Genomic DNA, 2895 nt, shown 5'->3' with positions numbered 1-2895 from the left:
CTGGTACACCGCGCGCTTGCAGGGCGCCGTCGCCGGTCTCGGGATGGCAGGGCGCCCCCGAGCCTACGCGCCCGACGTCTTCTTTAACTCGGCCAAGTTTTTCGACCTCGAGTGGCAGACCTACGGCCAGATCGCGGCGCCCGGCCAGGACTGGGAGTGGTCCGACGGTAGGCGCTCGGTCCGCATCCGCCACGACGGCGCCGCGGTGCTCGGCGTCAACGGCCTGGGCGTCCGGCTCCGCCAAGAAACCTGCTCGCGGTGGATCGCCCAAAAATGGTCCCTCGAGGACGCGGTCGCCGACCTCGAGGCCGCCCGCTTCGACCCCGAGTTCACGCCCGCCGTCGCCCGTTAGCCGTTCCGGCCTCGAGGCCGATCCCGACTTCTCATGTCAGACATCCCTCTCTACAACGCCGAAGCCGACGCCGATCTCGCGCTGTTCTCGAACCCCGCCTTCCGGGCGACGGCCGTGCAGCGCGTCGGTTTGGCGCTGGTTGCGATCGGGGTGCTGGCGCTGTTGGTCGCGTTCGTCAGCGGGCTGGGCGCCGCGAATCCGGTCGTGTTCGGCCTCGTCGCCTTGGTCGGGCTCGCGGGTGGCGGGGTGATCTACGGGCTCGGAGGGTTGGGGCACGAGCCGGGCGTCCGAACGGAGGGCACGATGTTCTCGTCGAACGAGAGCCGCGGCGCCATCGGGTGGACGATGGGGCTGATCGCGACGGGCTTCTACGTCTTGCTCTACTTCTGGCCCCAAGGGCTGGCCGGCCTGATTCCCCTCGCGAACCCGCTGAGCGAACTGATCCGCGGCACGCCAGCGACGCTCGAAAACGGCGGGCAGTGGTGGCTTTACACGACGCTTTACACCTTGGCGATCGCGGTGATGGGCGTTCGCGCGATCGTTCGGTACCGGCACAGCCGGTACCACGTCATCCGCACGCTGAGTGTGGTGTTTTTCCAGACGGCCATCGCGTTCGCGTTGCCGGCGATTCTGGTCCGGCTTCAGCAGCCCGAGTTGTACCTCAACATCATCTGGCCGCTCGACTTCGACCTGTTCTTCCCGTGGAAGATCGCGGAGCTGCGGGCCGAAGGAACGCTCGGGATCGCGATGCTGATCTGGGGGACAGCGGCGGCTTTTCTCGTGACGCCGGTCTTGACGTACCTCTACGGCAAGCGCTGGTACTGCTCGTGGGTCTGCGGCTGCGGCGGGCTCGCAGAGACGGCCGGCGACCCGTACCGCCATCTCTCGGACAAATCGCTAACTGCGTGGAAGGTCGAGCGGTGGATGGTCCACGGCGTGTTGGCGGCCATCGTCGTCGGGACGATCGTGATGGGCGTCGCCGCCGTCCTCGAGGTCCGCTGGCTCGACCTGACGGCGAACACGTTCGGGTGGCTCTACGGGCTCCTGATCGGGGCCGTTTTCGCGGGCGTGATCGGCGTCGGGTTCTACCCGATCTTCGGGAGCCGTGTTTGGTGCCGGTTCGGGTGTCCGATGGCCGCGATCCTCGGGCTTCAGCAGCGGTTCTTCTCGCGCTTCCGCATCACGACGAACGGCGGGCAGTGCATCTCGTGCGGCCAGTGCTCGGCGTACTGCGAGATGGGCATCGACGTGCGCCACTACGCGCAGAGAGGCCAGAACATCGTCCGCGCGTCGTGTGTCGGCTGCGGCATCTGCGCGACGGTGTGCCCGCGTGGCGTCCTCCGTCTCGAGAACGGATCCGACACGTCGGGTGCGAGCCGAGCCGGCCGGCCGGTCAACAACCTGATCGCCGACCTCGACATCCTGTAGTCGTCCTCGAGGACGAACCCGTCACGGTGGGCGCCGTCTCAACCGGACACCTCACAGCAACCATGTCCGAGATCCAGCCTGCCCCCCGACCCGTGACCGCCGGCCGCGCGGTTGGACTGTTCGTCCTTTATACCGTCGTGTTCGCCATCGGCGGAGGCCTGGCGGCTGGCATCATGGCGTTCGTCTTCGAGGCCGTCGTAGGACTCGAGAACACGGACTCGACCGTGTACGCCATAACGTTCGGCGTGACCGGCTTTATCGCGTACCGGTTGGCGCAACGCGTCGCCGAGGGTTAGGCGGATCGCGATGGCGAGTCTAGCTCAGACACCGCCACCGTCACATGCTATCGCGAGTTTGGAGCAGCGCCGTCCTGGGCGTCGACGCGCTGCCTATCGAGATCGAGACCCACATCGAGCAGAACATCCCGCGGTGGACCGTGGTCGGCCTGCCGGACGGTGCGGTGCGCGAGAGTCGGGACCGCGTGTGGGCCGCGCTCAAGACGAGCGGGTTGCCCGTCCCGCGCGGTGCTGTCACGGTCAACATGGCTCCGGCCGACGTCCGCAAAGAGGGCTCGGCGTACGATTTGCCGATCGCCCTCGGACTGCTGGCCGCTACGACCGACGCGATCACGCAAGACGTCCTCGATGAGGTCGTGATCGTGGGCGAGCTCGGCCTCGACGGCGCCGTCCGACCCGTGCGAGGCGTGTTGCCGATGGCGGCCGGCGCTCGTGCGGAGGGCCGACGAGCGATGATCGTCCCCCCCGAGAACGCCGCCGAAGCCGCGGTCGTCGACGGCCTCGAGGTCTACGCGATGGCGACGTTGAAGGAAGCGTTCGACTTTATCGGACAGGGAGCCCGCGGTGTCTCGGAGCCTCCGCGGACGCTGGAGACGGAGCCCGTGCTCGAGGGCGGGCCGGACTTCGCGGACGTGAGAGGCCAAGCCTTGGTCAAGCGCGCCCTCGAGGTCGCCGCCGCTGGCGGTCACAACGCGCTGATGGTCGGCCCGCCCGGGTCTGGCAAGACGATGCTGGCCCGCCGCCTGCCGACGATCCTGCCACCGTTGACCCCGGCCGAGGCCCTCGAGACGACCAAGATCTTGAGCGTCGGAGGGAGAC

Annotated in this window: 3 protein-coding genes and 1 pseudogene; all 4 read left to right on the top strand. The window is 68.0% G+C overall.

Annotation, left to right across the window (positions count from 1 at the left end; translation table 11 throughout):
* Positions 1–352, top strand: a pseudogene (locus WBA11_RS13635) (NAD(P)/FAD-dependent oxidoreductase); the annotation flags it as partial.
* Positions 353–385: 33 nt separating this feature from the next.
* Positions 386–1780, top strand: a complete 1395-nt coding sequence (locus tag WBA11_RS13630; RefSeq protein ID WP_424521219.1) for a 4Fe-4S binding protein — start codon at positions 386–388, stop codon at positions 1778–1780.
* 62 nt (positions 1781–1842) lie between these two features.
* Entirely contained in the window at positions 1843–2076 is a 234-nt protein-coding gene (locus WBA11_RS13625; protein ID WP_424521218.1) for a hypothetical protein, read from the top strand.
* A gap of 44 nt (positions 2077–2120) precedes the next feature.
* A partial coding sequence (locus WBA11_RS13620) for a magnesium chelatase domain-containing protein (protein WP_424521217.1) occupies positions 2121–2895 on the top strand: 775 nt, incomplete at its 3' end.

Source organism: Rubrivirga sp. (assembly GCF_049648075.1).
Lineage (GTDB): Bacteria > Bacteroidota > Rhodothermia > Rhodothermales > Rubricoccaceae > Rubrivirga.
Note: the sequence above shows the minus strand (reverse complement) of the source record. Positions and strands in the feature narration are given on the sequence as shown.